25 protein-coding genes are annotated in these 26,698 nt (G+C 73.3%); 8 read left to right on the forward strand and 17 right to left on the reverse strand.

Annotated features, from left to right (window positions below; translation table 11 throughout):
- Positions 1-16 precede the first annotated feature (16 nt).
- On the reverse strand, positions 17-1,261 hold the full coding sequence (locus GA0070562_RS26075) for an ROK family transcriptional regulator (protein ID WP_091426981.1): 1,245 nt from the start codon (positions 1,259-1,261) through the stop codon (positions 17-19).
- A 142-nt stretch (positions 1,262-1,403) separates the two neighbouring features.
- Between GA0070562_RS26075 and GA0070562_RS26080 the strand changes: the two genes are divergently transcribed.
- Positions 1,404-2,801, forward strand: a complete 1,398-nt coding sequence (locus GA0070562_RS26080) for a glycosyl hydrolase family 18 protein (protein WP_091426982.1) — start codon at positions 1,404-1,406, stop codon at positions 2,799-2,801.
- 45 nt (positions 2,802-2,846) lie between these two features.
- Here the strand turns inward: GA0070562_RS26080 and GA0070562_RS26085 are convergent, their stop codons facing one another.
- Entirely contained in the window at positions 2,847-4,325 is a 1,479-nt protein-coding gene (locus tag GA0070562_RS26085; RefSeq protein ID WP_091426983.1) for a M1 family metallopeptidase, read from the reverse strand.
- An 82-nt stretch (positions 4,326-4,407) separates the two neighbouring features.
- On the opposite strand from GA0070562_RS26085, the gene sthA reads away from it, so the two are divergent.
- Positions 4,408-5,811 carry a Si-specific NAD(P)(+) transhydrogenase gene (sthA, locus tag GA0070562_RS26090; protein WP_091426984.1) on the forward strand — a complete coding sequence of 468 codons (1,404 nt, stop codon included), beginning with the start codon at positions 4,408-4,410 and terminating at the stop codon, positions 5,809-5,811.
- 119 nt (positions 5,812-5,930) lie between these two features.
- Here the strand turns inward: sthA and GA0070562_RS26095 are convergent, their stop codons facing one another.
- Genes GA0070562_RS26095 through GA0070562_RS26120 form a run of 6 tightly spaced genes read right to left on the reverse strand, consistent with a single transcriptional unit; the run spans position 5,931 to position 13,095 of the window.
- Positions 5,931-7,718: a gamma-glutamyltransferase family protein gene (locus GA0070562_RS26095; protein ID WP_091426985.1), complete on the reverse strand. Its 1,788-nt coding sequence runs from the start codon at positions 7,716-7,718 to the stop codon at positions 5,931-5,933.
- A gap of 11 nt (positions 7,719-7,729) precedes the next feature.
- The gene (locus GA0070562_RS26100) at positions 7,730-8,764 is read right to left on the reverse strand and encodes an ABC transporter ATP-binding protein (protein WP_091426986.1); all 1,035 of its coding nucleotides are present in this window, start codon (positions 8,762-8,764) and stop codon (positions 7,730-7,732) included.
- A complete protein-coding gene (locus tag GA0070562_RS26105) occupies positions 8,761-9,738 on the reverse strand; it encodes an ABC transporter ATP-binding protein (RefSeq protein ID WP_091426987.1) in 978 nt (325 codons plus the stop codon). The genes GA0070562_RS26100 and GA0070562_RS26105 overlap by 4 nt, the downstream gene beginning before the upstream one ends.
- On the reverse strand, positions 9,735-10,616 hold the full coding sequence (locus GA0070562_RS26110; RefSeq protein ID WP_091426988.1) for an ABC transporter permease: 882 nt from the start codon (positions 10,614-10,616) through the stop codon (positions 9,735-9,737). The genes GA0070562_RS26105 and GA0070562_RS26110 overlap by 4 nt, the downstream gene beginning before the upstream one ends.
- On the reverse strand, positions 10,613-11,557 hold the full coding sequence (locus GA0070562_RS26115; protein ID WP_091426989.1) for an ABC transporter permease: 945 nt from the start codon (positions 11,555-11,557) through the stop codon (positions 10,613-10,615). Before GA0070562_RS26115 ends, GA0070562_RS26110 begins: the two co-directional genes overlap by 4 nt.
- Positions 11,557-13,095 (reverse strand): ABC transporter substrate-binding protein, encoded by a 1,539-nt coding sequence (locus tag GA0070562_RS26120; RefSeq protein ID WP_091426990.1) that lies wholly within the window; start codon positions 13,093-13,095, stop codon positions 11,557-11,559. Before GA0070562_RS26120 ends, GA0070562_RS26115 begins: the two co-directional genes overlap by 1 nt.
- Before the next feature lie 179 nt (positions 13,096-13,274).
- Here GA0070562_RS26120 and GA0070562_RS26125 point away from each other — a divergent pair, with 179 nt between their 5' ends.
- Both GA0070562_RS26125 and GA0070562_RS26130 read left to right on the forward strand, forming a co-directional pair.
- Positions 13,275-14,903 carry an isovaleryl-CoA dehydrogenase gene (locus GA0070562_RS26125; RefSeq protein WP_091426991.1) on the forward strand — a complete coding sequence of 543 codons (1,629 nt, stop codon included), beginning with the start codon at positions 13,275-13,277 and terminating at the stop codon, positions 14,901-14,903.
- A 4-nt stretch (positions 14,904-14,907) separates the two neighbouring features.
- On the forward strand, positions 14,908-15,735 hold the full coding sequence (locus GA0070562_RS26130) for an MOSC domain-containing protein (RefSeq protein ID WP_091426992.1): 828 nt from the start codon (positions 14,908-14,910) through the stop codon (positions 15,733-15,735).
- 10 nt (positions 15,736-15,745) lie between these two features.
- On the opposite strand, the gene GA0070562_RS26135 is transcribed toward GA0070562_RS26130, so the two are convergent.
- On the reverse strand, positions 15,746-16,306 hold the full coding sequence (locus GA0070562_RS26135) for a GNAT family N-acetyltransferase (protein WP_091427093.1): 561 nt from the start codon (positions 16,304-16,306) through the stop codon (positions 15,746-15,748).
- A gap of 34 nt (positions 16,307-16,340) precedes the next feature.
- Here GA0070562_RS26135 and GA0070562_RS26140 point away from each other — a divergent pair, with 34 nt between their 5' ends.
- Entirely contained in the window at positions 16,341-17,549 is a 1,209-nt protein-coding gene (locus GA0070562_RS26140; RefSeq protein WP_091427094.1) for a MalY/PatB family protein, read from the forward strand.
- A gap of 7 nt (positions 17,550-17,556) precedes the next feature.
- Here the strand turns inward: GA0070562_RS26140 and GA0070562_RS26145 are convergent, their stop codons facing one another.
- Entirely contained in the window at positions 17,557-17,979 is a 423-nt protein-coding gene (locus GA0070562_RS26145) for a MarR family winged helix-turn-helix transcriptional regulator (protein ID WP_091426993.1), read from the reverse strand.
- Positions 17,980-18,065: 86 nt separating this feature from the next.
- Between GA0070562_RS26145 and GA0070562_RS26150 the strand changes: the two genes are divergently transcribed.
- Complete coding sequence (locus GA0070562_RS26150; RefSeq protein WP_217493443.1) at positions 18,066-19,064, forward strand: quinone oxidoreductase family protein; 999 nt, start codon at positions 18,066-18,068, stop codon at positions 19,062-19,064.
- Here the strand turns inward: GA0070562_RS26150 and GA0070562_RS30810 are convergent.
- Both GA0070562_RS30810 and GA0070562_RS26160 read right to left on the reverse strand, forming a co-directional pair.
- Positions 19,031-19,387 carry a DNA glycosylase AlkZ-like family protein gene (locus GA0070562_RS30810; RefSeq protein WP_244254788.1) on the reverse strand — a complete coding sequence of 119 codons (357 nt, stop codon included), beginning with the start codon at positions 19,385-19,387 and terminating at the stop codon, positions 19,031-19,033. The two genes, GA0070562_RS26150 and GA0070562_RS30810, sit on opposite strands and share 34 nt — an antisense overlap.
- A gap of 21 nt (positions 19,388-19,408) precedes the next feature.
- Positions 19,409-19,987, reverse strand: coding sequence for a DinB family protein (locus GA0070562_RS26160; RefSeq protein ID WP_091427095.1), 579 nt, complete (start codon positions 19,985-19,987; stop codon positions 19,409-19,411).
- 85 nt (positions 19,988-20,072) lie between these two features.
- Between GA0070562_RS26160 and GA0070562_RS26165 the strand changes: the two genes are divergently transcribed.
- On the forward strand, positions 20,073-21,083 hold the full coding sequence (locus GA0070562_RS26165; protein WP_091426995.1) for a helix-turn-helix transcriptional regulator: 1,011 nt from the start codon (positions 20,073-20,075) through the stop codon (positions 21,081-21,083).
- Positions 21,084-21,115: 32 nt separating this feature from the next.
- On the opposite strand, the gene GA0070562_RS26170 is transcribed toward GA0070562_RS26165, so the two are convergent.
- From GA0070562_RS26170 to GA0070562_RS26185, 5 genes are all read right to left on the reverse strand, one after another.
- Positions 21,116-21,427, reverse strand: coding sequence for an NIPSNAP family protein (locus tag GA0070562_RS26170; RefSeq protein WP_091426996.1), 312 nt, complete (start codon positions 21,425-21,427; stop codon positions 21,116-21,118).
- A 34-nt stretch (positions 21,428-21,461) separates the two neighbouring features.
- Complete coding sequence (locus tag GA0070562_RS26175) at positions 21,462-21,995, reverse strand: flavin reductase family protein (RefSeq protein WP_091426997.1); 534 nt, start codon at positions 21,993-21,995, stop codon at positions 21,462-21,464.
- Positions 21,996-22,027: 32 nt separating this feature from the next.
- Positions 22,028-23,248, reverse strand: a complete 1,221-nt coding sequence (locus GA0070562_RS26180; RefSeq protein WP_091426998.1) for a YeiH family protein — start codon at positions 23,246-23,248, stop codon at positions 22,028-22,030.
- A complete protein-coding gene (locus GA0070562_RS30395) occupies positions 23,248-23,394 on the reverse strand; it encodes a hypothetical protein (RefSeq protein ID WP_162959099.1) in 147 nt (48 codons plus the stop codon). Before GA0070562_RS30395 ends, GA0070562_RS26180 begins: the two co-directional genes overlap by 1 nt.
- 107 nt (positions 23,395-23,501) lie before the next feature.
- Complete coding sequence (locus GA0070562_RS26185; RefSeq protein ID WP_091426999.1) at positions 23,502-24,293, reverse strand: TetR/AcrR family transcriptional regulator; 792 nt, start codon at positions 24,291-24,293, stop codon at positions 23,502-23,504.
- A gap of 224 nt (positions 24,294-24,517) precedes the next feature.
- Here GA0070562_RS26185 and helR point away from each other — a divergent pair, with 224 nt between their 5' ends.
- Positions 24,518-26,689 (forward strand): RNA polymerase recycling motor ATPase HelR, encoded by a 2,172-nt coding sequence (gene helR / locus GA0070562_RS26190; protein ID WP_091427000.1) that lies wholly within the window; start codon positions 24,518-24,520, stop codon positions 26,687-26,689.
- The last annotated feature ends 9 nt before the right edge of the window (positions 26,690-26,698 follow it).

Genomic DNA, 26,698 nt, shown 5'->3' on the forward strand with positions numbered 1-26,698 from the left:
GGCAGAGCCGGTCAGGTCAGTGACGGCGGCCCGGCCCCCACGCCGGGCCCGGGCGGGCGGCCGGGTCGCGGGGCACGCCGCCGTCGCGCAGCAGCCGGGTCATCGGCAGGGTGGCCGCGCCCATCGCGACCGCGTCCGGTCCGAGCCGGCACAGCTCGATCGAGGTCTGCGCGTACGGCTGGCGCAGCGCATGCCGCGCGGTCGCCGCGCGGATCGCGGGCAGGTACCGCTCGCCCAGGGCCAGCCCGGCCCAGCCGCCGAGCACCACCCGCTCCGGGTTGAACAGGTTCACCAGGTTCGCCACCCCGGCGCCCAGGTAGCCGACCGTCTCGTCGATCACCTTCGCGGCGGTGCGGCCGGTGGAGCGCAGCAGCTCGCCGAAGGCGGTCTCCTCGTCCGCGCCCGGCGCCGGGCGGCCCCGGTTGGCCTGGCGGAACCGGTCCAGCACCGCCTCCGCACCGACGTACGCCTCCAGGCAGCCGAGGTTGCCGCAGCGGCAGCGGCGGCCCCCGTACACGATTGTGGTGTGGCCCCACTCCCCGGCGCTGCTGTGCGCGCCGCGGTAGCCGACGCCGTCGGCGACCACGCTCGCGCCGACGCCGGAGCCGACCAGGGCGACCACCGCGTGCCGGACGCCGCGGCCGGCGCCGAACCACATCTCGGCCTGGCCGAGCGTCTTCGCGCCGTTGTCCACGTGCACCGGTACGTCGGTGCCGGCGCGCAGCATCGCGCCGAGCGGGACGCCGTCCCAGCCGAGCGTCTGGGCGTGCACCACCGCGTCGGCGGTGCGCTCGACGGTGCCGGCGACGGCGACGCCGAAGCCGAGCACCGCCGCCGGGTCGACGCCCGCCTGCTCGGTGACGGCGGCGAGGCCGTGCCGCAGGTGAGCGGCGACCCGCTCGGGATCGGGATCGGCCGCGGCGATCGGGTACTCCGCCTTGGCCAGCGCGGTCATGCTCAGGTCGAACAACTCCACCTGGACGCGGGTCTCGCCGACGTCGGCGCCGACGAGGTAGCCGTAGCCGGGCGCGACGCGCAGCAGCACGCGGGGACGGCCGCCGTCGGACTCGACCGAGCCGGCCTCCTCGACCAGGCCCTCGGTGATCATCTCGCCGACCAGGTTGCTGACGCTGGCCAGGCTCAGCGCGGTGGACTGGCCCAGCTCGTGCCGGCTGAGCGGGCCGTCCAGCCAGATCCGGGTGAGCAGGACCGAGCGGTTGGCCCGGCGCATGTCGCGCACCGTGGTGCGTCTGGCGTCCACGTCCGCCGCCGTCCTTCCTGGCCGCCCGCGGGCCGCTTTCGTTCCTGCTTCACGCCCTGAACGGGGTGGTGACAGGGTACGCCGCATTTACACTTAACAAAGTTAACTGATAACCTCCGGCGCATCGATGAGGAGGTATGTCATGCGACTCGGACGTGGGATGACCGCTCTGCTCGGTGCCGTCGCGCTGCTCGCCGCCACCGCCGCCGCCCTGCCCGCCACCGCCGCCACGCCGACCGGCGCCGTCGGCACGCTCGTCGCCTGCGACGCGCCGGCCTGGGCCGAGGGCGTCACCTGGACCGCCGGCAGCCGGGCCACCTATGCCGGCCGGCTCTACCAGGCGCTCGTCACGCACACCCCGCCCGCCGGCGCGGGCTGGAACCCGGCCGCCGTACCGGCGCTCTGGACCGACCTCGGCGCCTGCACCGGCGGAACGCCGTCGCCGAGCCCCACCACCCGGCCGCCGTCCCCCACTCCCTCCGCCTCCCCCTCCCCGACGGCTTCCCCCACGCGGACGCCGACGCCCACGCCCTCGCCCACCCGGACGCCGACCGCCTCGCCGAGCCCGACCACGCCGGGCGGTGACACCTGCGCGCTGCGGTCCCGGCCGGCCGGCAAGGTGCTCCAGGGCTACTGGGAGAACTGGGACGGCGCCGCGAACGGCGTGCACCCCGGACTCGGCTGGATCCCGATCACCGACTCCCGGATCACCGGGCACGGCTACAACGTGGTGACCGCCGCGTTCCCGGTCATCCGCGCCGACGGCACAGTGCTCTGGGAGGACGGTATGGACGCCGGCGTCAAGGTGCCCACCCCCGCGCAGGTGTGCCAGGCCAAGGCCGCCGGGCTGACCGTGCTGCTGTCCATCGGCGGCGCCACCGCCGGGATCGACCTCAGCTCCAGCGCGGTCGCCGACCGGTTCGTCGCCACAGTGGTGCCGATCCTCAAGCGGCACAACTTCGACGGCATCGACATCGACATCGAGACCGGCCTGACCGGCAGCGGGAACATCAACCAGCTCTCCCCGTCGCAGGCCAACCTGATCCGGATCATCGACGGGGTGCTGGCCCAGATGCCGGCCGGCTTCGGGCTCACCATGGCGCCGGAGACCGCGTACGTCACCGGCGGCAGCGTCACCTACGGCTCGATCTGGGGCGCGTACCTGCCGATCGTCAAGAAGTACGCCGACAACGGGCGACTGTGGTGGCTGAACATGCAGTACTACAACGGCTCGATGTACGGCTGCGCCGGTGACTCGTACCCGGCCGGCACAGTGGCCGGTTTCGTCGCGCAGACCAACTGCCTCGACGCCGGCCTGGTCGTGCAGGGCACCACCGTCCGCGTACCGCTCGACCGGCAGGTCCCCGGGCTGCCCGCGCAGGTCGGCGCCGGCGGCGGCTACATGAGCCCGGCACTGGTGGCTCAGGCGTGGAACACCTACCAGGGACGCCTGAAGGGCCTGATGACCTGGTCGGTCAACTGGGACGGGTCGAAGGGCTGGACGTTCGGCGACAACGTCCGCTCGCTCCAGGGCCGCTGAGACGCGGCGCGGGGCCCCGCCGGACGGGCGGGGCCCCGCGCCGGGTCAGCCGATCTTCTTCGGGGTGATCTTCTTCGGCGTGGTCGGCGAGTCCAGCCAGGCGTTGATCAGCGCGGTGAAGTCCCGGCCGGTCTGCTTGTTGACGAAGGCGATGAACGAGGCCCGGTCCTGCGGCGTGTTGCGCTGCTCCTGGACCCAGGCGCGGGCCAGCGCGAAGAACGCCTTGTCGCCGACCGTCCGGTGAATCTCGCGCAGCATCGCCGCCGGGCACAGGTAGACGTTGCCCTCGGCGAACCGCTTCGGGTCGGGCCGGCCGGGCGGGCCCAGCTTCTTGCGCAGGACCGCGTCACCCTCGCGGAGGTAACGGTCCAGGCTGGCCTCGCTGAGCTTCTGCGTCTCCTTGGTGTACAGGTCCTGGATGTACGTCGCCCAACCCTCGTTCAACCACAGGTCCCGCCAGGTGGTGGGCGTGACCGAGTTGCCGAACCACTGGTGGGCGTACTCGTGCATCAGGTCGCTGCCCCAGCGGTCCCGGCGGGCCGCGGTGTTCTCGATCTTCCGGCCCATCGTGATCATCTGCTGGGTCTCCATGCCAGACGCCGAGTCCACCACCACGACGCCGCCGGAGGGGAACGGGTACGGGCCGAACTTCTTCTCCAGCCAGGTCAGGTACTGCGGGGACTTCTTCAGGTACGGCAGCAGCTTGTCGTCCGCGCCCTTGCGGTACCAGTAGGTCAGCGGCACACCGCGCGGCCCCGCCGCGGTCAGCTTCTGGTACTTCCCCACCGCGAGCGTGGTCAGGTAGGTCGCGACCGGGTCGGTGCTGCGGTAGCTGAACGTGGTGCCGGACTGACCGGCGGGCGTGCCGCCGGCGATCGCGGACCAGCCCGCCGGCACCGTCACCCGGATGTCGTAGAGGGCCTCGTCCGACGGCTGGTCGTTCGCCGGGTACCAGGTGAACGCCCCGAACGGCTCCTGCATGGTCCAGAGGCCGCCCTCCTTGGTGACGGTGAGGCCCAGGGCCTCGGTGTCCTTGCGGTGCGACGGCATCGGGGTCGTCTTCGGCCGGCCGTGGTAGGTGACCACCAGGGTCACCGGCTTGTCCGCCACCACCGGGGCGGACACCGTCAGCTTCTCCTTCGCCACCGCGCCGGGAACCGTCGCGCCGTCCAGCGTGACGCTGTCGAGCTGGTAGGGCATGAAGTCGAGGACCAGACTCGGCGCGTCCTTCACCGGCCGGACCCGCAGCGTGGCGGTGCCGGTGAGGGTGGTGGTCGACGGCGCCCACTCCAACGCGAGGTCGTAGTGCAGGACGTCCAGCGCGTTCGTGCCCCGGGCCGGATAGACCGGGTCGGCCACCGGCGTCGACCGCCCCGCCTGCCAGGCGGCGTAGTCGACGGCGGGCGCGCTCGGGCTCGGCGGGGTGGAGGCGGAGGGGGTCGCGGCCGGGGCGGCGGGGGTCGTGGTGCACCCGGCGACGAGCAGCGGTCCGAGGAGCATGATCAGGGTTACGGGGCGGCGCATCAGCGCACCCTACGGCAGTGATCAGCTTTCGTGGGGGCGTCTCGGCTGGCACCGGTTGCGAGACCCTGCGAGGCTGGCGTTCGTGTATGACTACGACCTGCTGGTGCTGGGCTCCGGACCGAGTGGACAGAAGGCGGCGATCGCCGCGGCCAAGCTGGGCCGCCGCGTCGCGATCGTGGACCGCCGCGACATGCTCGGCGGCGTGTGCATAAACACCGGCACCGTGCCCTCCAAGACGCTGCGCGAGGCGGTGCTCTACCTGACCGGGCTGAGCCAGCGCGACCTCTACGGCAGCAGCTACCGGGTCAAGGAGGACATCACCGTCGCCGACCTGGCCGCCCGCACCCAGCACGTGATCACCCGGCAGACCGACGTCATCCGCAACCAGCTGGCCCGCAACAAGGTCTCGCTGATCACCGGCACCGGCCGGTTCGCCGACGCCCACTCCGTCTGGGTGGACGCCGGCTCCGGCCGGGAGACCCGGGTCAGCTTCGACAAGGCGGTCGTCGCCGCCGGCACCCGCCCGGCCCGCCCGGACAGCGTCGACTTCGACGACCGGACGATCGTCGACTCCGACGGCGTGATCAACCTCCAGGCAGTCCCGCGCAGCATGGTCGTGGTCGGCGCCGGGGTGATCGGCATGGAGTACGCGTCCCTGTTCGCCGCGCTCGGCACCAAGGTGACAGTGGTCGAGCGCCGCCCCCGGATGCTCGACTTCTGCGACGAGGAGATCGTCGAATCGCTGAAGTACCACCTGCGGGACCTGTCGATGACCTTCCGCTTCGGCGAGGAGGTGGCCGCCGTGGAGAAGCACCGCAGCGCCGCGCTCTGCGTCCTGCGCAGCGGCAAGAAGATCGTCGCGGACACGGTGATGTACTCGGCCGGCCGGCAGGGGCAGACCGACGACCTCGCGCTGGAGGCGGCCGGGCTCACCGCCGACCACCGGGGCCGGATCACCGTCGACGCCGACTACCGCACCGCCGTCGACAACATCTACGCCGTCGGCGACGTGATCGGCTTCCCCGCGCTGGCGTCCACCTCGATGGAACAGGGCCGGCTGGCCGCCCAGCACGCCTGCGGGGAACCGGCACGCGGCATGTCGGACCTGCAACCGATCGGCATCTACACCATTCCGGAGATCAGCTTCGTCGGGAAGACCGAGGAGGATCTGACCGAGGCGTCCGTCCCGTTCGAGGTGGGCATCGCCCGCTACCGGGAGCTGGCCCGGGGGCAGATCGTCGGCGACTCGTACGGGATGCTGAAACTGCTCGTCTCGCCCGAGGACGGCCGGCTGCTCGGCGTGCACGTGTTCGGCACCGGCGCCACCGAGATCGTCCACATCGGGCAGGCCGTGATGGGCTGCGGCGGCACAGTCGACTACCTGCTGGACGCGGTCTTCAACTACCCGACGCTCGCGGAGGCGTACAAGGTGGCCGCCCTCGACGCCGCCAACAAGATCCGCAACATAACCCGGATCAACGACTGACCCGCCCCCGCCCTGCCCCTCTCCCCGGCGATCTTGCAGTTTCGGCCCGACGAACGCCCGTTATGCCAGTTACGCCGGGGCCACAAGTGCAAGATCAACGCGGAAGGGGGCCGGGTGGGTCAGCGGCCGGTGGCGTAGCCCTGGGCGCCTCGGGGGTTCGCCGCGGCGGAGAGGACTCCGGTGGCCGGGTCGCGGGTCACCGCGCACATGCGGCCCAGGCTCCACGGGTCGGACAGGCGCACGGTGTGCCCGCGGGCACGCAGGCCCGCCAGCACGTCGCCGTCGATCCGGTCCTCCAGCACCAGCACGCCCGGCTCGACCTCGCGCGGATAGAACGACGCCGGAAAGCTCGTCGTGTGCCACGTGGGGGCGTCGATCGCCTCCTGCAACTCCTGCCCGCCGGCCAGGTGCCGCAGCAGAAACAGCAACTGCCACTGGTCCTGCTGGTCCCCGCCCGGCGTGCCGCACGCCATCACCGGCTCGCCGTCGCGCAGCACCAGCGTCGGGCTGAGCGTGGTACGCGGACGCCGGCCCGGCCGCAGCGTCGAGGCGAGCCCCTCCTCCAGCCAGCACATCTGCAGCCGGCTGCCGAGCGGGAAGCCCAGCTCCGGGATGGCGGGTGAACTCTGCAACCAGCCACCGCTGGGCGTGGCGGAGATGATGTTGCCCCACCGGTCCACCACGTCGACGTGGCAGGTGTCGCCGCGGGTCACGCCGTCGGCCCGTACCGTGGGTTCGCCGGTGCTCGGGTCCTGCGGGACGGCCCGCCCGGCGGCGTGGGCACGCAGGTGGGACGGCAGCCGGGGCGGCGCTCCCGCCGGGCTCCCGGGGCGCAGCGACGTGTCGGCGCGGTCGCCGACCAGCGCGGCCCGCGAACGGGCGTAACCGGCCGACAGCAGCGCGGAGCCCGGGACGTCGGTGTCGCCGTACCAGGCCTCCCGGTCGGCGAAGGCGAGCTTCAGCGCCTCGGCCTGCGCGTGGACGCCGTCCAGACCGGACGGATCGTAGACCGCCGGGTCGTCGAGCGCGTCCAGGATCGAGAGCGTCTGCAGCAGCACCGGGCCCTGGCCCCAGAAGCCGGTCTTGGCGACCGTGTGCCCGTGCCAGTCCAGCGTGACCGGTTCCTCCCAGGTGGCCGACCAGCGGGCCATGTCGTCGCCGGTGACCAGCCCGGCGTGGGCGCGCCCGCTGGAGTCGCGCAACGGCAGCCGGCTGAACGCGTCGATCGCCTCGGCGACGAAACCCTCCCGCCAGGCGCGCCGGGCGGCCTCGATCTGCGCCTCCCGGTCCGTACCGGCGGCCCGTCCGGCGTCGACGAGGCGGCGCAGCGTGTCCGCGTACGCCGGGTTGGTGACCATCTCCCCCGGCGCGGGCGGGCGGCCGTGGCGGAGCCAGAGGCGCGCGGAGGTCGGCCAGTGGTCGGTGAACAGCGACCGGACCCGCGCGACCGTCTGCCCGGCGGCGCCGACGAGCGGGTGGCCGGCGGCGGCGTAGCCGATCGCCGGTTCGAGCACCTCGGCGAGCGTGCGGGTGCCGTGGTCGCGCAACAGCAGCAGCCAGGCGTCGACAGCGCCCGGCACCACGGCGGCGAGCGGGCCGGCGCCGGGCACGAGGCCCAGGCCGAGCGAGCGGAAGTGCGCGACGGTGGCGGCGGCCGGGGCCGGGCCCTGACCGCACAGCACCCGCGGCGTGGGGTCGGTCGCGGTGGCGAGGATCGCGGGCACCTCGCCGGCCGGACCGTTGAGGTGCGGCTCCACGACGTGCAGCACGAACCCGGCGGCCACAGCGGCGTCGAACGCGTTGCCGCCGCGTTCCAGCACGCCCATCGCGGACTGGCTGGCGAGCCAGTGCGTGGAGGAGACCATGCCGAACGTGCCCCGCAGCGTCGGCCGGGTGGTGAACGTCATCGGCGGTGAGCCTACGCCGTGCCGGCCGCGTCGGCGCGCGTCGTCGCGCCCTCCCCCACGCCGCCGTCGCGCTCCCCGTCGAGCGGGAACAGGCACGCGGCGTCGTGGCCCGGACCGACCTCGGCGAGCGCCGGATCGGTCTCGGCGCACGCGGGGCGGGCCTGGGGGCATCGGGTACGGAAACGGCAGCCGCTCGGCGGGTCCACCGGGCTGGGGATGTCGCCGGTGAGCACGATCCGGCGGCGCTCCCGCTCGACGCGCGGATCGGCCACCGGCACCGCCGACAGCAGCGCGGCCGTGTAGGGGTGCGCCGGGTGCCGGTAGATCCGCTCGGGTGGGCCGGTCTCGACGATGCGGCCCAGGTACATCACCGCGATCCGGTCGCTCATGTGCTCGACGGCGGCCAGGTCGTGCGCGATGAACAGGTAGGTCAGCCCGAGGTCGCGTTGCAGGTGCCGGAGCAGGTTCATGATCTGTGCCTGGACGCTCAGGTCGAGCGAGGCGATCGGCTCGTCCAGGACGATCAGGTCCGGTTCGCCGGCCAGGGCCCGGGCCACACCGACCCGCTGGCGCTGGCCGCCGGACAGCTCGTGCGGATACCGGCCCGCCGTGTCGGCGCGCAGGCCGACCAGGTCCAGCAGCTCCGCGACCCGGGCCCGCCGGGCGGCTGTGGACGCGGCGAGCCGGTGCACGATCAGCGGCTCGGCGATGCTGTCGCCGACCGTCCGGCGTGGATCGAGCGACGCCTGCGGATCCTGGAACACCATCGCGACGTGGCGGCGCGTCGCACGCAGACGGCGGCGCGACCAGAGGGTCACGTCCGCGCCCGCCACCCGGACCCGCCCGGCGGTCGGGTCGACCAGCCGCAGCAACGCCAGACCGGCGGTGGACTTGCCGCTGCCCGACTCACCGACCAGCCCGAGCGTCTCGCCCCGACGTACGGCGAGACTGACGCCGTCCACCGCGCGGACCGTGCCGGCCGGGGTCGGGAAGTGCACCTTCAGGTCGTCCAGCTCGGCGACCACGTCCGGGGTGTCGGCGCTCATCCGGCCTCTCCACGGTAGAAGGTGCGGACCGTGTGCCCGTCGCCGACCGTCGTCAGCGGAGGCAGCTCGTGCTCGCAGCGGGGATCGGCGCGGACCGGGCAGCGCGGCCAGAACGCGCAGCCCGGGGGCAGGTCCAGCGGGCTCGGCGGCGAACCGGGAATGGCCACGAGGTCCTCGCCCCGGCGGGACGGGTCCGGCCGGGCCGCCAGCAGCGCCCGGGTGTACGGGTGCGTGGGCGCGTCGAACACCGCGTCGACCGGGCCCTGCTCGACGATCCGCCCTCCGTACATGACCGCCACGGTGTCGGCGATGCCGGCCACCACTCCCAGGTCGTGGGTGACCCAGACGACGGCTGTGCCGAGCCGGGCCTGGAGGTCGGCGACCAGTTCGATGATCTGCGCCTGCGTGGTGACGTCGAGCGCCGTGGTCGGCTCGTCGGCGATCAGCAGGTCCGGCTCGCAGGCGAGCGCCATGGCGATGGCGACGCGCTGGCGCATGCCGCCGGAGAACTGGTGCGGGTACGCGTCGACGCGCCGCGCCGCGGACGGAATGCCCACCAGTTCCAGCAGCTCCACCGCCCGGTCGCGGGCGGCCCGGCGGGTCAGTCCGAGGTGCTCCTCGGCCGCCTCGGTGACCTGCCGGCCCACCGGCAGCACCGGGTTGAGCGAGGTCATCGGATCCTGGAAGACGAACCCGACGTGCCGGCCGCGTACCTTGCGGCGACGGTCGTCGGGCAGCGCGGTCAGCTCGGTGTCGAGCAGCCGCACCCGGCCGGTGACGGTCGCGGCCCGCGGGGCGAGGCCGGTGGCGGCGAGCAGTGTCATGCTCTTGCCGCTGCCGGACTCGCCGACGAGGGCGAACGTCTCCCCCGGCCGCACCTGCCAGGACACCCCGGCGACGGCGCGGACCGGGCCACGGCGGGTGCCGACGGTGACGGTCAGGTCGTCCACGGACAGCACTGTCGTATGGCTCATGTGGTGCTCCTGCGTGCCTCGCCGAGGGTGAGCTGCCGCGGGTCGAGCACGTCCCGCAACGCGTCGCCGACCAGGTTGAACGCCAGCACGGTGAGGAAGATCGCCGCGCCCGGGAACACACCCAGCCACCACGCGTCGGTGACGAAGCCGCGCCCGTCGAACAGCATCCGCCCCCAGGCCGGCGCGGGCGGCTGGATGCCCAGGCCGAGGAAGGACAGCGCGGCCTCGGAGAGGATCGCGAACGCCAGCGACAGCGACGTCTGCACGATCAGCGGCGCGGCGATGTTCGGCAGCACGTGCCGGCGCATGATGCGCACGTCGGACGCGCCGATGGAGACGGCGGCCCGAACAAACACCTGCTCGCGTACGGACAGCACGCCGGCGCGGGTGATCCGGGCGAAGATGGGCGTGTAGACCACGCCGATGGCGACCATGGCGGTGAGCAGGCCGGGGCCGAGCACCGCCACGATGGCCACCGCCAGCAGCAGCACCGGGAACGCGAACAGCACGTCCATGCAGCGCATGAGCACGCTGTCCAACCAGCCCCGGTAGTAGCCGGCGAACAGTCCGAGCGTCACCCCGGCGACCAGCGCGATGCCGACGCTGACCGCGCCGACCTGGAGTGACACGCGGGCGGCGACGAGCACCCGGCTGAGCACGTCGCGGCCCAACTCGTCGGTGCCGAACGGGTGCGCGCCGCTGGGTGGGCGCAGCATCTGGTCCACGTCGACGTCGTTGACGCCGGCCGGGGCCAGCCACGGGCCGGCCACGCCCACCACGACCAGCAGCACGAGCACGATCGTGCCGCCGACGGCGAGCGGGTCGCGGCGCAGCGCGTCGAGGACGCGGCGGCCGGTGCTCTCGGTCGTGGCGCTCACTTGACCGTGATCCTCGGGTCGAGGCGGGCGTAGAGGATGTCCACCAGCAGGTTGACCAGCAGGAACAGCGCCGCGACGAGCAGCACCGCGCCCTGCAGGACGGGATAGTCGCGGGCCTGCACGGCGTCGAAGGTGAGCCGGCCGATGCCGGGCCAGGCGAACAGCACCTCGATCACGATGACGCCGCCGAGCAGGCTGGCCAGCTGCACCGCGACCACCGTGACGACCGGGATCAGCGCGTTGCGCAGCACGTGCCGCAGGATCACCACCCGGCTGCGCAGCCCTTTCGCCTCGGCGGTGCGCACGTAGTCGGCGGAGAGCACCTCCAGCACCGAGGAGCGGATGAACCGGGTGAGGATCGACGCGGTGACCAGGCCGACGGTGACCGCCGGCAGCGCCACGTGGGTGGCCCACCGGCCGGGGTCGTCGGTCAGCGCCACGTAACCCGACGGGGGTAGCCAGCCGAGCACCCCGGCGAACAGCAGGATGCCCATGATGCCCATCCAGAAGTCCGGCACGGAGACGCCGAACTGGCTGAACACGCGGGCCGCGTGGTCGACGGCGGAGCCGCTGCGTACCGCCGCGACGATGCCCAGCGGGAACGCGACGAGCAGCGCGAACACCACAGCGGTGACGGCGAGCGACAGCGTGGCGGGCAGCCGCTCCAGCACGATCTGGCTCACCGGCTGGCCGGTGCGGAAGCTGACTCCCAGGTCACCGGTGAGCGCGTGCCCGAGGTAGCTGGCGTACTGCACGGGCAGCGGCTGGTCGAGGCCGGCGCGCTCCCGCAGCGCCTCGTACGTCTGCGGGTCGAACCGGGTGCCGAGCGCCACTCGGACCGGGTCGCCCGGCACCAGTTGCAGCAGCAGGAACACCACAAGGGTCACGCCGACCAGTACGACCGCCGACTGGAGTACCCGCCGCAGGACGAAGCGGGCCATCACTTGGCCAGGGCGACCGACCGGAACCGGATCGCCCGATCGGTGCGCACCTCGTAGCCGGACACCTTCTTCGACCAGCCCTGCACCACGTCCGGGTTGTAGAGGTAGAGGTAGCTGGCGTCGTCGACGATCTGCTTCGCGGCCTGCTCGTACGCCTGCTTGCGGGCGCCCTGGTCGGTCTGGGTGCGCGCGTCGTCCAGCAGCTTGTCCACCGCCGGGTTCTTGTACTTGTGGAAGTTGAACGTGCCGCCGCTGTGGTGCTGGGCGTAGTAGAACTCGTCCGGGTCGATGTTGCCGAGCCAGCCGAGCATGAACCCGTCGAAGTTGCCCTTGGCCTGCTCGTCGAGCCACTGGGCGAAGTCCAGCGTACGGATCTTGACGGTGATGCCGACGGCCCTGAGCTGCGCGGCGATGACCTGCGCGGCGGTGACCGTCTCCGGGTACTCGCTGGTGACCATCAGGTCCATGGTCAGGTTGCCGACGCCGGCCTGGCCGAGCATCTGCTTCGCCTTGCCCGGGTCGTGGCTGTAGGGCGCGTAGTCGTAGTAGAACGCGCTGGCCTTCGGGATGGCGGTCTGGTTGACGGTGGCCAGCCCGAACTTCGCCGCCTTGGTGATCGCCTCACGGTCGAGCGCGTACCCGATCGCCCGCCGCACCTCGGGGTTGTCGAACGGCTTGCGGGCCTCGTTGAGCGCCACGTACCAGTAGTCGGTCGACGGCGCCGACCTCACCACCGGGCCGTCGCCGTCCTGCAACGACTTCACCTGCTGGGGCGGCAGGTTGTCGGTCCACTGCACCTGACCGCTGCGCAGGTTCTGCAGCGCCACAGTGGGGTCCTTGACGAAGGTGAACGTGACGCCGTCCAGCTTCGGCTTCTCACCCCAGTAGGAGTCGTTGCGCACCAGCTTGACGCTGTCGCCGGAGGTGTAGCCGGCCACCTTGAACGGGCCGCTGCCGACCGGTGCGGTCTTCACCGTGCCGGACTCCACGTTGGACTTCTCGACGATCGCCACGCCCTTGAACCCGCCGAGGTTCGCCAGCAGGTTCGGGGTGGGCGCGCTCAGCGTCACCACCACGGTGGCCGGGTCCGGCCCGGTGACCGACTTGACGGTGGCGAACTTGTACGCGTTGTTCAGCTTCTCCTTGATGATCCGCTCGAACGAGTAGACGACGTCCTCGGAGGTCAGCGGCGACCCGTCGGAGAACTTGACGCCCTCGCGCAGCGTGAAGGTCCAGGTGAGCTGGTCGGCGCTGGTGGTCCACTTGGTCGCCAGCGACGGCACCATCTTCAGGTCGGCGTCCGGCTCGACGAGTGTGTCGTAGACGTTCTCCAGCACCTGGAAGCTGTAGTAGGCCGAGGTCTTGTGCGGGTCGAGCTGGTCCGGCTCGCCGCCGATCGCGGCGTTGAGGACACCACCGGCGCCGCCGGCGTTCCCCCCGCCACCGACGTCGACCGCCTCGCCTCCGGTGCATCCGGACAGGACGCCGACGGTCAGCGTGAGTGCGGCGCCGAGCGCGCCGAGCTTCTTCCTGGACACAGGCCCCCCTAGCGACTTCCCGGACAAAAGAAAGTTTCGGCGAGTCTTCTCTCCGAGCCGGATCATGTCAAACGAATCCAGCCAAATTGACTTGTCGTCGAGTGCTTGCCGGTGCGGAGTGAACGGTGGTTCAATCCGGGCCCCGACCTGATCCGCCACCTGCGCTGGGAGTTGCCGCCGTGACCACACACGAGGTCGTCAACCAGGTCCCGCCGATGGTCGGCCACGACACCGCCGACGACCCGGCGCTGTGCGACGGCGTGGCCCGCGAGGGCGCCGGCTGGGCGCTGCCCGGGTTGCACGAGCTGGGCCGGCTCGCCGGTGGCCAGGAGGCCGCCGAACACGGGCGGCTCGCCAACGAACACCCGCCGGTGCTGCGCACCCACGACCGGTACGGCCACCGGATCGACGAGGTGGAGTTCCACCCGTCCTGGCACGAGCTGATGCGTACCGCCGTCGGGCACGGCCTGCACGCCGCGCCGTGGGCCGACGACCGGCCGGGCGCGCACGTGGCCCGGGCTGCCGGCTTCTACCTGTGGCGGCCCGACGCCGGGCACGGCTGCCCGATCTCGATGACATACGCGGCGGTGCCCGCGCTGCGGCACAGCCCGGACCTGGCCGCCCGCTACGAGCCGCTGCTCACCAGCCGCGAGTACGACTTCGGGCTGCGCCCGCCGCAGACCAAGCGCGGGCTGCTCGCCGGCATGTCGATGACCGAGAAGCAGGGCGGCTCGGACGTCCGCGCCAACACCACCACGGCCCGGCCCGAGCCGGACGGCAGCTACCGGCTCGTCGGGCACAAGTGGTTCACCTCGGCGCCGATGTGCGATCTGTTCCTGACGCTCGCCCAGGCGCCCGGCGGCCTCACCTGCTTCCTGGTCCCCCGGGTGCTGCCCGACGGTGAACGCAACCCGATGCGGCTGATGCGGCTCAAGGACAAGCTCGGCAACCGCTCCAACGCCTCCGCCGAGGTCGAGTACGAGCACGCGGTGGCGTGGCGCGTCGGCGACGAGGGCCGGGGCGTCCGCACCATCATCGACATGGTCAACCTGACCCGGCTGGACTGCGTGATCGGCGCCGCCGCCGGGATGCGCCACGGCGTGACCACAGCCGTGCACCACGCCACCCACCGGCGCGCGTTCGGCAACTACCTGGCCGACCAGCCGCTGATGCGCAACGTGCTGGCCGACCTGGCCGTCGAGTCCGAGGCCGCCACCGTGCTGATGATGCGGCTGGCCGGGGCGACCGACCGGTCGGCGCGCGGCGACGACGGCGAGACCGCGTTCAAGCGCCTCGCCCTCGCAGTCGGCAAGTACTGGGTGTGCAAGCGCTGGCCGGGGCACGCCGCCGAGGCGCTGGAGTGCCTGGGCGGCAACGGCTACGTCGAGGAGTCCGGCATGCCGCGGCTGTTCCGCGAGTCGCCGCTGAACTCGATCTGGGAGGGCTCCGGCAACGTCGCCGCGCTCGACGTGCTGCGCGCGCTCACCCGGGAACCGCAGGTGCTCGCCGCGTACGAGGCGGAGGTGGCCGCCGCGGCCGGCGCGGACGCACGGCTGGACGCCGCGGTGCGCCGGGTGCGCGACGAACTGGCCGACCACACCGACCTGGAGCTGCGCGCCCGGCGGGTGGTGGAGCGGCTCGCGCTGGTGCTCCAGGGCGCGCTGCTGGTGCGCCACGGACACCCGGCGGTCGCCGACGCGTTCTGCGCGTCCCGGCTCGACGGCGACCACGGTCAGGCGTACGGGACGCTGCCGGGCGGGCTGGACCTCGCCGCGATCATCGACCGCGCCACCCCGAAGATCGGCTGAGGGTGTGGTGACGCGGCTCGTCTCGGCCCACCTGTACCCGGTCAAGTCCCTGGGCGGCGTCGACGTCGACCGCGCCGACGTCGAGCCGTGGGGGTTGCGTCACGACCGCCGCTGGGTGGTGCTGCGCCCCGACGGCGGCAAACTGGGCTCGACCGCCCTGCCGGCGCTGCTCGGCCTGACCGCCGCCCCCGGTCCCGGGTCGATCACGCTCACCACCCGCGACGGGTCGTCGCTCACAGTCGCCGAACCGGTCGACGGGCCGCCGGTCGCCACCGACGTGTCCCGGCTGGACACGGTCCGGCTCGCCGCCGACGAGGCCCACGACTGGCTCTCCGCGCGGCTGGGCCGGCCGGTACGGCTGGCCTGGCTGGACGACCCGCGCCGCCGGCCGATGTCGGCCGAGCACGGCGGCGGGCCCGGCGATCCGCTGAACCTGTCCGACGCCGGACCGCTGCTGGTGGCCACACTGCCGTCGCTGCGGCGGCTGCGGGACTGGATCGTCGAGGGCGCGCTGGAACGCGGCGAGCCCGCGCCGGAGCCGCTGGCGATGGCCCGGTTCCGGCCGACGGTGGTGCTGGACGGGCCGTTCGCGCCGTTCGCCGAGGACGGCTGGAGCCGGGTACGCGTCGGCGCCGTGGACTTCCGGGTCTCCGAACGCTGCGACCGCTGCGCCGTGACGCTCATCGACCCGGAGACCCTGGCCAGCGGGAAGGAGCCGATCCGCACCCTGGCCCGGCACCGGCGCCACGACGGGAAGACCTGGTTCGGCATCCGGCTCGTGCCGCTGACCACCGGCGAGATCCGGATCGGCAACCCGGTCGTCGTGGGCTGAGCCGCATCGCTCAGCCCGCGCCGGACCGCCACTCGTCGGCCAGGATCGCGTAGACGAGCTGGTCGGCCCACTCGCCGCGGAACCGGTAGCTGCGCACGTGCCGCGCCTCCCGCCGCATTCCGAGCCGGGCCATCAGGCGCGCCGACGGCTCGTTGTCCGCGTGGCAGCGGGCCATCACCCGGTGCAGTCCGAACTCGCCGAAACCCCAGTCCAGCAGCGCGCCGGCCGCCTCCGTGGCCAGCCCTCGGCCACCGTGAGCGGGGTGGAAGACATACCCCAGCTCGGCGGTGCTGTCGACCCGGCTGCGCCAGACCAGCTCCACCGCGCCGATCACCCGGGCGTCGCCGACCACTGCCAGGGTCAGGCAGTCGCCCTCCGCGCGCAGCGCGTCCTCCGCCGCCATCGCCGCGACCGACGACCGCGACTCCTCCCGCATACGCGGCCGGGCTCCGCGCATCCAGCGGACCACGTCCGGGCGGCGCTGCCAGGCGTGCACGTCGTCCAGGTCACCTGGCGTGACCGGGCGCAGCAGCAGCCGGGGCGTGGTCAGCGGGTACGTCGGGTGGGCCACCGCGCGATGGTAGGGCGCGCCTAGGGTGGGCCGCATGGTCGTTTCCGCGGACGACGGCAACCCGCTCACCCAGCTCACGCTCGACCAGCTCCGGCAGCGCACCAGCGTGAAGTGGCGGCTGTACCCGCCGGACGTGCTGCCGCTGTGGGTCGCCGAGCAGGACGTGCCGCTGGCGCCGCCGGTGGCCGAGGCGCTGCGCCGGGCCGTCGAGCTGGGCGACACCGGCTACTCGTACGGCACCGCGTACGCCGAGGCGGTCGGCGGGTTCGCCGCGCAGCGGTGGGACTGGGCCGACTTCCCGGTCGGCCGCACCACGCTCGTACCGGACGTGATGATGGGTACGGTCGAGGTGCTGCGCCTGGTCACCGACCCTGGTGACGCGGTGGTGGTCACTCCCCCGGTCTACCCGCCGTTCTACGCGTTCGTCACCAACGCCGGGCGGCAGATCCTCGAGGCGCCGCTCGGCGCGGACCAGCGGCTCGACCCGGCCGCGCTGGAGGAGGCGTGCCGGCGTGCCCGCGCGATCGGCGACCGGCCGGCGTTCCTGCTCTGCAACCCGCACAACCCGACCGGTGTGGTCCACCGGCCCGACGAGCTGGCCACTGTCGCCGCACTGGCCGCCCGGCACGGCGTACGGGTGGTGGCCGACGAGATCCACTCGCCGCTGGCGCTGCCCGGCGCGCGGTTCACTCCGTACCTGACTGTGCCGGGCGCCCAGAACGCGTTCGCGCTGGTGTCGGCGTCGAAGGCGTGGAACCTGGCCGGGCTGAAGGCGGCGCTGGCGGTTGCCGGGCCGGACGCGGCGGACGACCTGGCCCGGATGCCGGAGGAGGTCAGCCACGGTCCCAGTCACCTCGGGGTGCTCGCGCACACCGCCGCGTTCCGGGCCGGCGGTCCGTGGCTGGACCGGCTGCTCGACGGCCTGGACGCGAACCGGGCGCTGCTCGGGTCGCTGCTGGCCGAGCACCTGCCCACCGTGTCGTGGCGGCCGCCCGAGGGCACGTACCTGGCCTGGCTGGACTGCCGGCGCCTCGGCGTGCCCACGGAGGCGGGCGACGGACCGGGGGTGGCGAGCGACCTGGCCGGTCCGGCGCGGATGTTCCTCGACCGGGCCCGGGTGGCGCTCAGCTCCGGGCACGTCTTCGGCGCCGGTGGCGCCGGCTTCGTGCGGCTCAACTTCGCCACCTCCCCCGCCGTGCTCACCGAGGCGGTCACCCGGATGGGCCGCGCGACGCGCTCCTGAGGGGGGGTCAGCCCAGAGCTTTGCGCAGCAGCGCCGTCAGCTGGTCCTGTTCCTGGGGTGTCAGTCGCCCGACCGCCGAGCGGGCGAAGGTGAAGGCGGCGGCGAACCGATGGTAGATCTCATCGCCTCGGGGAGTTCGCGCCACGAGCCGCGCGCGGCGGTCCCGGGGATTCGGTTCACGGGTGACGAGGCCGAGCGCTTCGAGCCGCACCACGATCTGGGTGATGTTGGAGGCGTCACAGCCCAGTTCCTCGGCCAGGGCGCCCATGCCGCGTCGCTCGTCGAGTCGTCCGAGCACACATGCCTGGGCCGGGCTCAGCGACAGCTCGGCCGCGGCCGCCTCGTAGGCACGGTCGTATACGTCGACCAGGTCGAACAACGCGGCCTCCGCATCGGACGAGGCGGTCACGGGTCCGCTGGGCAGTGCCATGGCACCCAGCCTAGAGCAGATGCTTGATTCGCTCAAATACTTGTGCTCCACTGATCCTTGATTAACTCAAGCAACGGGGAGGTCAGATGGACGGCAGAGCCGAGCACACAGCGGGCGGCGCGGTCCCGAGGCCGCGGATGAACGCGGTCGTCCTGGATCGGTTCGGTGGAGTCGGCGAGCTCTCGTCGCGCCGGATACCGCTTCCGGAGGTCGGCGCCGACGACGTCCTCATCCGGGTGGAGTCCGCAGGGGTCGGGTCCTGGGACGCGGGCGAGCGGGAGGGGGAATACGACGGGGTCTTCGGTGTCGCGTCGAGCTTCCCCTACGTCCTCGGCTGGGACGGCGCGGGCGCGGTGGCCGCTGTCGGACGCGACGTCACCCGGTTCGAGGTGGGCGAGCGTGTCTACGCCGCGACGATGCCGGTGCCGCGCGGCGGCTTCTACGCCGAGTACGCCGTCGTCGAGGCGGAGTTCGTCGCGCGCGTGCCCGACCGGATGCCGACCGGACAGGCCGGCGCGATGGCCTGGGACGCCCTGACCGCGCTGAGCGGCCTCGACCTGCTCGGCCTGCGGCCGGACGAGACGCTCATGGTCTTCGGCGCCAGCGGGGGCATCGGGCACATGGCCGTGCAACTGGCGCGGCATCGTGGCATCCGGGTGCTGGCAGTAGCCTCCGGTGACGACGGCGTCGCCCTGGCCCGGCGACTGGGCGCCGACGACGCGGTCGACGGCCGCAGGGACGATGTGCCGGCCGCAGCGCTGGAGTTCGCACCGGGCGGACTGGACGCGGCTCTGGTCACAGTGGGCGGCGGAACCGCCGAACGCGCTCTTCACGCGATCCGGAACTCGGGGCGGATCGCCTGGCCGAACGGCGTCCTGCCCGCGCTCGCGTCGTCGCCGGGCGCGCCGGTGTCCCACTACGACGGCGATCGAAGCCGCGCCGCCACCGATCGGCTGAACGCGATCATCGAGGCGGGCTCCTTCGAGGTCCACGTCGCCCGGGCCTTCCCGTTGGAGCGGGTCCAGGATGCACACCGCGCCCTGGATGATCACTACGTCGGGAAGCTGGCACTCACGGTCGGATGAGGCGCCGCCGCTGGTGGAGCTCGGTGACTCAGGGCCGGCCCGGCCGCCGACCGTGCTGCGCCACAGCCCGCGCCACGGCGCCCGTGGGGTCGGCGCCAGCGAGAGCACCGCACCAGTCGGCGGCGCGCCAGCAGGTCCGACAGCACCACCGGGTCGAAGGACCGCAGCCGTGACCAGAGCCCGGCGCACGGTTCCTGCGGCTCCTGGGCCTGCGGTCCGCACAGGTGCGCGACCGCGCCGGCCACCGGCAGGCCGGCGCGGTCGAGCAGCAGTTGCCGGGCGAGCGTCGCCCGGTTGAGCGCGCGCCGGCCGAGCACTGTCATGGCCGCCGTCCCCCGGCCGGCTCAGGTGGTGGTCTGCCCGTCGATGCTCTCGCGCAGGATGTCCGCGTGCCCGGCGTGCTGCGTGGTCTCGGCGATGACGTGGATCAGCGCCCGCCGGACGCTGCGGACCGAGCCCGGCTCGTTCCACGGCGCGTCCGGCACCGGCCAGGTCGCCGACAGGTCCTCGACGCCGGCGACGATCTCCTCGGTACGCGCGGCGATGCGGGCGTACCGGTCGAGGATCGCCGGCAGCGTGTCCTCGGGCAGCATCTGGAAGTCACGTCCCCGGTCGATCGCCCACTGCGGCAGCTCGCGGGCCTGGCCGGACATGAAGTCCTCCCAGGTGACGCCCTCGGGCAGGGCGAAGGACATCGCCGAGGGGCCCTCGACCACGAACCGCAGCCACGCCTCCTCGGTGGACGCGACGTGCTTGATCAGGCCGCCGAGGCAGAGCGCGCTGACTGTCGGCTTCTGCCCGGCCTGCTCGTCGGTGAGGCCGCGCACCGCGTTGATCAGCATGTTCCGGGCGTCGGCGAGCTCGGCCAGCAGGTCGGCCCGCTCGGCGTCGAGGGTGGTGGGGGTCGTGGTGGTGCCGGTCATCGTCATCGGTTCCTTCCGGTCCTGATCGGTACGGGTCCACCCTCGCAGGCATAGCGGTCAGAAAGTGTCCTCTTCTCGCGGCAGAATGCGTGTCGTGCCGAAGACTTCCGCCCGACTGCTCTCGCTGCTGTCCCTGTTGCAGGCGCGACGGGACTGGCCGGGATCGCTGCTCGCCGAACGGCTGCGGGTCAGCCCGCGTACCGTGCGCCGCGACGTCGACCGGCTGCGCGAGCTGGGCTATCCGATCGAGAGCGCCAAGGGGCCGGACGGCGGCTACCGGCTGGGCGCCGGTTCCGCGCTGCCGCCGCTGCTCTTCGACGACGAGCAGGCCGTCGCGCTCACCGTGGCGTTGCAGACCGCCGCCAGCGGCGTGACCGGCATCGAGGAGGCGGCCGCGCGGGCGCTGACCACGGTGCGGCAGGTGATGCCGGCGCGGCTGCGGCACCGGGTGGACGGGCTGCGGGTGGTCGACGTGCAACGCGCCGGTACGCCCGCCCGGCACCGGGTGGAACCGGCGCTGCTGATGACGTTGAGCGCCGCCGTGCACGCCCGCGAGGAGTTGCGCTTCGACTACGAGTCGGTGTCCGCCGCGCCGCCGGATCCGAACCGGCCGCCGCGCCGGGTGCAGCCGCACCACCTCGTCACCTGGGGTGGGCGCTGGTACCTCGTCGCCTGGGACCTCGACCGCGACGACTGGCGCACGTTCCGGGTCGACCGGATCAGCCCGCGTACGCCCACCGGCCCCCGGTTCACGCCCCGTGAGCTGCCTGGCGGGGACGTGGCCGCGTACGTCGCCGGCCGGTTCAAGGGCGGCACCGGCCCGGGCGACTGGCCCTGCCGGGGCGAGGTGATCCTCGACCTGCCCGCCCGGACGGTCTCTGCGTGGACCCGCGACGGGATCGTCGAGGAACTGGGCCCGGACCGCTGCCGGCTGGTGCTCGGCGCCTGGTCGTGGCCCGGGCTGGCCGCCGTGCTCGGCCGCTACGACGCCGACATCGAGGTGGTCGGCCCGCCGGAGCTACGGGAGGCGTTCGCCCGCCTGGCCCGCCGCTACGCCGCCGCCGCACAGACCCCGGACTCGCCGCGCACCGGCTGACCGCGCCTCCCACTGCCCGGGTCGCGCCGGTGTCAGTCGGTGGGCAGGAGCGGGCGCATGAACGTGCGCTCGTACCGCAGGACGCAGCCCGACTCGTCGCGGATCCGGTCGGCGGCGACGAACTCCGGGTCCACCCCGAACCGGGCCCGGTACTGCTCGTACGCCGCCAGGCTCTCGAAGCTGAACAGCGCCTCGGCCCGGTCGCTGGCGCCCTCGGCGGGCAGGAAGTAGCCGTGGTGCACGCCGCCGTGCCGTGCCACCAGCCGCATCCAGGTGCGGGCGAAGCGCTCGAACGCCTCGGTCTTCGCGGGGTCGATCGTGTAGTGCACGACGCAGGTGATCACCCGGCCACGATAGCGACGCCCGGTCCCCTGCCGCTCAGGCGGCGGAGCGGCGGTCGCCGGGGTCGGTCGTGCCGGCGAGGCCGGCGTACCGCCCCCGGTGGTAGAGCAGCGGCGACCCGACGTCGGCGTGCCGCAACAGCTCCGGTTCGGCCAGCACGATCGCGTGGTCGCCGACGACCACCCGGTCCACCACCCGGCACAGCAGCCAGGCCAGCGTGTCGTCGAGGACCGGCACCCCCTCGGGGCCGGGCCGCCAGCGGGTCGGCTCGGCGAACCGGTCGATCCCGCTGGTGGCGAACCTCCGGGCCACCTCGTGCTGGCCGTGCCCGAGCAGGTGCACCCCGACGTGCCGGGCCCGGGACACCACCGGCCAGCTCGACGAGCCCAGGTCCAGGCAGAACGAGACGATCGGCGGCCGCAGCGACACAGCGGTGAACGAGGTGGCGGTGAACCCGGCCGCGGGCGGACCGGCGGCGGTGACCACCGTGACGGTGCTGGCCTGGTGGCGCAGCAGCGTCCGCAGCGCGTCGGCGTCGGCGTCGACCGGGGCGTCGGCGGGCTCGGGCACGGCGTTCCTCCAAGGTGTACGGGGGCGTGGGGTCACACCGTGAAGCCGTGGAACAGCACCGACGCCAGTCCGAGGGCCAGCACCAGGTTGAACACTGTGGCGGCGGCGAACACGGTCACCGGCCGCCAGCCGGCCTCGCGCAGCGACGACACGCGGACCTCCAGGCCGATGCTGACGAACGCCAGGATCAGGAACCAGACCCGCAGGTCGGTGACGACGGCCATGGTGGCCTTGCCGTCCGCGCCCGCCGCGTCGAGGTACCAGGTGGCGATCACCGAGGCGGCGACGAACCCGAGCACGAACTTCGGGAACCGGCGCCACAGCTCGCCGAGCCCGGGGCGCGGGGCGTCCGGCCGGCGCTCCACGTGCAGCGCGAAGTACGCGGTGAGGGCCACCGCGACCACGCCCATCAGCGCGTTCTGGGTGACCTTGACGATGCTGGCGATCTGGAGCGCGTCCTCACCGGCGAGCGCGCCGGCCGCGGTGACGGCGGCGGTGGTGTCGATGTTGCCGCCGATCCAGGCGCCGGCGACCGCGTCGGAGAGGCCGAGCACGTCGGCCAGCCACGGCAGCAGGAAGATCGACGGCAGCGCGAACGCGATGACCAGGCTGGCCGTGTACGCGAGCTGCTCCCGGCGTGCCCGTACCGCACCAGCGGCGGCGATGGCGGCGCTGACTCCGCAGATCGACACCGCCGAGGCGAGCAGCGCCCGCAGCTTCTCGTCCAGGCCGAACCGCCCGGCCAGCCACCAGGTGAACAGGAACACGCCACTGATCAGCAGCAGCGCCTGGGCGATGGCGGGTCCGGCGGCGCTCCCGATGACGGCGAGGTTGATCGAGGCGCCGAGCAGCACCAGACCGGTCTTGATGAAGAACTCGGTACGGAACGCGGCGGAGATCCGGTCCCGCAGCCCGGTCACGGTGACGACCAGGTTGCCGAGCAGGCCGAGCAGGATCGCGTAGACCGGGTACTCGACGGCGCCGGCCACGTCCTCGATCGCGCTGCCCTCGGCCCAGACCGGCACGTTCTGTTCGAGGTACCGGGTGAGCGCGGCGAGACCGAGCACCACCAGCAGGCCCAGGCCGGTCCAGGCCCAGAACGCGCCGGTACGCAGGTCGGCCCGGGGTGGAGCGACCGCGGGCGTACCGGCGGGTCGGTCCACCGGGGTCGCGGTGGCCGGGGCGTCCGCGGTGGAGGCCGCGGACGGCCCGGCGGCGGTGTTGCGGACGGCGGGTTCCGGGGCGGCGGCCATCACGGCACCAGCCCGGCGGGGATCGCGCCGGCCAGCACCAGGAGCAGCAGCGCGAGGCCGAGGACGGTGGCAGCCCAGTCCTCGCTGAAGGCGAGCCGGGACGTGCCTGCGGTGGGCGGTTCGGGTGGCGTGGGCGCGTTGCTCATGAGGGCTCCTACGGGTACGCGCGGGCGACGGAGGGCAGCCGGAGGCGAGGGGTGATCGACCGGCCGGAGCCGATCGATGGAGAGAGTTTCCTACTTAACTAGTAGGATTACAAGGTCTTCCCGGGCTCCGGCTCACCCGCGGCGCGGGCGGCCACCACCACCGAGATGCCGTCGAGCACCCGCTGGAGACCGAACTCGAAGGCGTGGTCCGGCCCGTACGCCCCGCCGTGCGCCATACCGGCGGCGGTGCCGACCCGCGCGGCGAGTGGAAAACTGCCGGCGGTCATGAACTTCTCCAGCCAGGGGCCGTGCGTCTGCCACCACTGGTCGTCGGTCATCCCGGTCTCACGTTCCAGCTCGGCCACGTCCAGCGCGACCCGGGCCGCGCTCTTGGCGTGCCCCAGCACGAGCGTGAGAACCGCGTCCATCTCCACGTCGTCGAGCCCGATGTCCGCTACCGCGTGCAGTTCGTAGTCGTACTTGGCGAGCACGTTCGGGCCGAGCACCGGCCGGGTCGTCTCGGCGCGCAGCAGCCACGGATGGGCCCGGTAGAGCGCGAGGTTGTCGCGGGCGATGCGTTCCAGCCGGCCCCGCCAGCCACCCGGCACGCCGGACGGGCGCGGCAGGTCACCGAGGACGGTGTCCACCATGACGTCGAGCAGTTCCGCCTTGCCCGGGACGTACGTGTAGACGGACATGGTCCCGACGCCGAGCGCCTCGCTGACCCGGCGCATGGTGAGCGCGTCGATGCCCTCGGCGTCGGCGATCTCGACCGCGGTGCGCACGATCCGGTCGACGCTGAGGCCGGGACCGGCGCCACGGCTGGCCGGCTCCCGGGTACGCCAGAGAAGGGCCAGGCTGCGGGCGGGATCGGCCTTGCGCCGGCGCTCCTTCGACATGGTGCCGTCATCCTACCGGCCACGCCGGTCACCGGCCGTCGGCGGGACGCCGGAAAGGGCGGCCCGAGAATTGTTCGCGCAAAAAGAATGGCGGGTTCTCCCGCCACTACCAACATATAGCGCACCCCCGGTCTTGCCGCAAGACCCGGGTAAGGGCGCACAATTGCCGGCCGTAACCCATTGCCGAGGCATTCGAAAGAGCCGCGAAGAGCGGAGGCTCGGCCGTGCCCGTGATCGGAGACGAGTTGAACCTGCCCACCACGAGCGTTTTCGATCTTCCCGAGCGTCTGTCGGCGAAGGCCGACCCGGACCTGATCGCCGCCGACGAGCGGCACTTCGCCGCCATCGCGGACAGCCTGCGCCGCTCGATCGCCGAACTGACCGACCGGCTCGACGCGACGCGCCGGGCCGCGGGCGGCCGGGGCCGGCAGGCGGTCGACCGGGACCAGGAGGTACGCCGGTTGAGCGCGCGCCTGCGTACGCTGCGCCGTTACGGCCTGGACCTGTGCCTGGGCCGGATGGTCGGCGCGGACGGCGCGGCCCCGGTGTACGTGGGCCGGCTCGGCCTGACCGACGGCGAGGGCGGCCGGCTGCTGCTGGACTGGCGCTCCCCCGCCGCCGAGCCGTTCTTCGGCGCGACCCACGCCGACCCGAGGGGCCTGGTCAGCCGCCGCCGGTACCGGTGGAGCGGAGGCCGGATCACCGACTACTGGGACGAGGTGTTCACCGCCGACGGACTGGCCGGGCACGCCGCGCTGGACGACCAGTCCGCGTTCATCGCCAGCCTGGGCGCGACCCGGTCGGCGCGGATGCGCGACGTGCTCGGCACCATCCAGGCCGACCAGGACGCGATCATCCGGGCCGGTTCCCGGGGCGCGCTGGTGGTCGACGGCGGCCCCGGCACCGGCAAGACGGTGGTGGCGCTGCACCGCACCGCGTACCTGCTGCACGCCGACCCGCGGCTGGGCGAGCGCCGGGGCGGCGTGCTCGTCGTGGGCCCGCACCAGCCGTACCTGAACTACGTCTCCGACGTGCTGCCCAGCCTGGGCGAGGAGGACGTACAGATCTGCACGCTCGCCGACCTGGTGCCCGAGGGCGCGGCGGCGGCGCCCGAGACCGACCCGGAGGTGGCCCGGCTCAAGGCGTCGGCGGACCTGGTGCGGGCGATCGACGGCGCGGTCCGGTTCTACGAGGAGCCGCCCACGACCGTATTGACGGTCGGCGTCGAGGACGCCGAGTTGCGGCTGACCGCCGACGACTGGGCGACGGCGTTCGAGGCGGCCGGGCCGGGCGTCCCGCACAACGAGGCCCGCGACGACGTGTGGGAGGAACTGCTCACGATCCTCGTGGAGAAGTACCGGGGCGACGAGCCGGAGGAGGCGGTTCGCCGGGCGCTGGGGCGCGACCGGGAACTGGTCACGGCATTCGGCCGGGCGTGGCCGCTGCTCGACCCGCTCGACGTGGTGGCCGACCTCTGGTCGGTGCCGGCCTACCTGCGCCGGTGCGCCCCCTGGCTGAGTGCCGAGGAGATCCGTACGCTGCGGCGGGCCGACCCCCGGGCCTGGACGGTGGCGGACCTGCCGTGGCTGGACGCGGCCCGGCGGCGGGTCGGCGATCCGGAGGCGTCGCTGCGGCGGCGCCGCGACGAGGCGGTGCTGGCCGCGCAGCGCGTCGAGATGGACACGGTGGTCGACGCCCTGATCGCCTCGCACGCCTACGACGACGGCGAGGGTCTGATGACAATGCTGTACGGCGAGGACATGCGGACCAGCCTGGTCGACTCCAGCGCGTTGAGCGTGGCCGATCCGGACCTGCTGGCCGGGCCGTTCGCGCACGTCGTGGTGGACGAGGCGCAGGAGCTGACCGACGCGCAGTGGCAGATGCTGCTGGCGCGCTGCCCGTCGCGCAGCTTCACGGTGGTCGGTGACCGGGCGCAGGCGCGGCACGGGTTCACCGAGTCGTGGCCGCAGCGGCTGGCGCGGGCCGGGTTCGACCGGGTCGAGGTGGCGACGCTGACTGTCAACTACCGCACCCCGGCGCAGGTGATGGCGGCGGCCGAGCCGGTGATCCGGGCCGTCCTCCCGGACGCCAACGTGCCCACGTCCATCCGCGACGGCGCCCCGGTGCGGTACGGCGACCGCGCCGACCTGCGCGCGGTGGTGGACGGCTGGCTCGCCGCCCACAGCGAGGGCCTCGCGTGCGTCATCGGCGATCCGGCGTTCCCGGCGACGGACCGGGTCCGCTCGCTGAGCCCGGTGCTGGCCAAGGGGCTGGAGTTCGACCTGGTGGTGCTGGTCGACCCGGAGGCGTTCGGCGACGGGGTCGCCGGCGCGGTGGACCGGTATGTCGCGATGACCCGGGCCACCGGCGAGCTGGTCGTGCTCACCGGGCCGTGACCGCACCCC

Source organism: Micromonospora tulbaghiae, assembly GCF_900091605.1.
Lineage (GTDB): Bacteria > Actinomycetota > Actinomycetes > Mycobacteriales > Micromonosporaceae > Micromonospora > Micromonospora tulbaghiae.

Coding starts and splice junctions, on each gene's coding strand:
- GA0070562_RS26080 (WP_091426982.1), top strand. CDS start 1,404: ATGCGACTCGGACGTGGGATGACCGCTCTGCTCGGTGCCGTCGCGCTG.
- GA0070562_RS26085 (WP_091426983.1), bottom strand. CDS start 4,325: ATGCGCCGCCCCGTAACCCTGATCATGCTCCTCGGACCGCTGCTCGTC.
- GA0070562_RS26095 (WP_091426985.1), bottom strand. CDS start 7,718: ATGACGTTCACCACCCGGCCGACGCTGCGGGGCACGTTCGGCATGGTC.
- GA0070562_RS26100 (WP_091426986.1), bottom strand. CDS start 8,764: ATGAGCGCCGACACCCCGGACGTGGTCGCCGAGCTGGACGACCTGAAG.
- GA0070562_RS26105 (WP_091426987.1), bottom strand. CDS start 9,738: ATGAGCCATACGACAGTGCTGTCCGTGGACGACCTGACCGTCACCGTC.
- GA0070562_RS26115 (WP_091426989.1), bottom strand. CDS start 11,557: ATGGCCCGCTTCGTCCTGCGGCGGGTACTCCAGTCGGCGGTCGTACTG.
- GA0070562_RS26140 (WP_091427094.1), top strand. CDS start 16,341: ATGGTCGTTTCCGCGGACGACGGCAACCCGCTCACCCAGCTCACGCTC.
- GA0070562_RS26145 (WP_091426993.1), bottom strand. CDS start 17,979: ATGGCACTGCCCAGCGGACCCGTGACCGCCTCGTCCGATGCGGAGGCC.
- GA0070562_RS26150 (WP_217493443.1), top strand. CDS start 18,066: ATGGACGGCAGAGCCGAGCACACAGCGGGCGGCGCGGTCCCGAGGCCG.
- GA0070562_RS30810 (WP_244254788.1), bottom strand. CDS start 19,387: ATGACAGTGCTCGGCCGGCGCGCGCTCAACCGGGCGACGCTCGCCCGG.
- GA0070562_RS26160 (WP_091427095.1), bottom strand. CDS start 19,987: ATGACCGGCACCACCACGACCCCCACCACCCTCGACGCCGAGCGGGCC.
- GA0070562_RS26165 (WP_091426995.1), top strand. CDS start 20,073: ATGCGTGTCGTGCCGAAGACTTCCGCCCGACTGCTCTCGCTGCTGTCC.
- GA0070562_RS26180 (WP_091426998.1), bottom strand. CDS start 23,248: ATGGCCGCCGCCCCGGAACCCGCCGTCCGCAACACCGCCGCCGGGCCG.
- GA0070562_RS30395 (WP_162959099.1), bottom strand. CDS start 23,394: ATGAGCAACGCGCCCACGCCACCCGAACCGCCCACCGCAGGCACGTCC.
- GA0070562_RS26185 (WP_091426999.1), bottom strand. CDS start 24,293: ATGTCGAAGGAGCGCCGGCGCAAGGCCGATCCCGCCCGCAGCCTGGCC.